Source organism: Actinoplanes sp. ATCC 53533 (assembly GCF_003947245.1).
Genome location: NZ_QHHV01000518.1, coordinates 1 through 1,454 on the forward strand (window position 1 = coordinate 1; position 1,454 = coordinate 1,454).

The following is a 1,454-nucleotide window of genomic DNA, read 5'->3' on the forward strand; positions in this document are numbered from 1 at the left end:
CGACCGATCCGGGTCACCCTGACCGGAAACGCGACCTTCCTGCGGCTGCCGCGGATCCTGGACACCCTGGATGCCATTCCTGCCGATCGGCCCGTGGAACTCGATCTCACGGGCGTGCATCATCTGGATCACGCATGCCGTACTGCGCTGCAGGGCTGGGCTGAAAGGCACGGCGTCGCCGACCGTGTGCCCGTCCGGATCATTCCCGCGGCGTGAGCCGTTGCCCGGGTACGCGGTGCGGCTGTCGGCGTGCCCGGGCAGCAGCGGCTACCGTGGGGTGCGCAGGCGGGTCTGGATCTGCCTCAGCGCCTCGATCTCGTACTGCTGGCCGCGCTTCATCGACTCCGCGAGCTCGAGGACCTGCTCGACGGGGTCGCGCGCGAGGACAGCGTCGACCATCTCGAGCCCGCCGATGTGGTGCCGGATCATCAGCTCGGTGAATGAGGCGTCGAATGCCGGACCGCTCGCCTCTCGCAGGGCGGTGAGTTCGTCATCGGTCGCCATCCCGGGCATCAGGCCAGCTCGCGCCGGCGGCGATGACGGCGTGGCCATCCCTCCGTGATCCGTGCCGGATTCGTCCTGCATCCAGGCCATCCGTGGACCGGTTGCGGTCGGTGACAGGTTCCACTGGCGAAGCCAGGCGCGCATCATGCCGATCTGTGCCTGCTGGGTCAGGGCGATGTCGAGGGCCAGCGTGCCGATCTCCGGCAGCTCGGAGCGCTGCACGGCAAGGATGGCCATCTCGACGGCCTGGCCGTGATGGGTGGACATGTCGCGGGCGAACCCCGCCTCCGCGGAGTCGTCGCCCGGCATACGCGACACCGCGACGAACAGCCCGACACTGATCGTGATCGCCACGGCGAGGACCGCGCCGATCAAGCCGACCAGAAACAATCGGCGACGTGATGCGCTGCCCGGCACGACGGTTTCCGGCTCGTCGGTGACTGTCATCGCGGATTCCAGCGTCATCTAGCTTCCGTCGTCGTGGGGTGTGGTGCCGGTCTTGGTGTTGCCACCGGAACAGGCGGCACCCTGTTCGGGTCCCGCGTTGATACGGGCAGCGGCCAGGAACTGATCGATACGGGCGTCGTCGGCGGAGTCGACGGCGAGTTGATAGCCCCAGGCTTGCAGCGAGATGGGCCTGGCAAGCCCTTCGTGCGGGCTCATCAGCGTGTAGTCGGCGCCGCGGACCCGCTCGGCCAGCTGAGTGATCTGCTCGGCGGCCAGGCCCGTCCGGTAGGTCACCCAGACAGCGCCGTGCTCCATGCTGTGCGTCGCGTGTTCCGCGGCGATCGGAGCGTCGTAGACGGCGCCTGTGCAGCTCTGCCACTCAGCGTTGTGGTCGCCGCCGACCGAGGGACTCACCTCGTACTTCAGGGGGCCCGACTTGTGGTTGCTGGTCAGCCACGCGGGCTTCTGCTGCTGATAGTTCGTGACGCCGGCGAGCGCGGACA

General features: G+C 68.3%; 2 protein-coding genes and 1 pseudogene. 1 reads left to right on the forward strand and 2 read right to left on the reverse strand.

What is annotated here, in order from left to right; translation table 11 throughout:
• A pseudogene (locus DMB66_RS59720) lies at positions 1 to 216 on the forward strand (SulP family inorganic anion transporter); the annotation flags it as partial.
• A 51-nt stretch (positions 217 to 267) separates the two neighbouring features.
• Here DMB66_RS59720 and DMB66_RS59725 read toward each other — a convergent pair.
• Entirely contained in the window at positions 268 to 969 is a 702-nt protein-coding gene (locus DMB66_RS59725; protein WP_199753307.1) for a DUF305 domain-containing protein, read from the reverse strand.
• Positions 970 to 1,454: DUF3105 domain-containing protein (locus DMB66_RS59730; RefSeq protein WP_148112966.1), on the reverse strand; the 485-nt coding region annotated here is incomplete at its 5' end. It lies immediately after the preceding gene.

Excerpts from the sequence above, each read along its gene's own strand:
- DMB66_RS59725 (WP_199753307.1), bottom strand. The coding sequence starts at position 969 with ATGACGCTGGAATCCGCGATGACAGTCACCGACGAGCCGGAAACCGTC.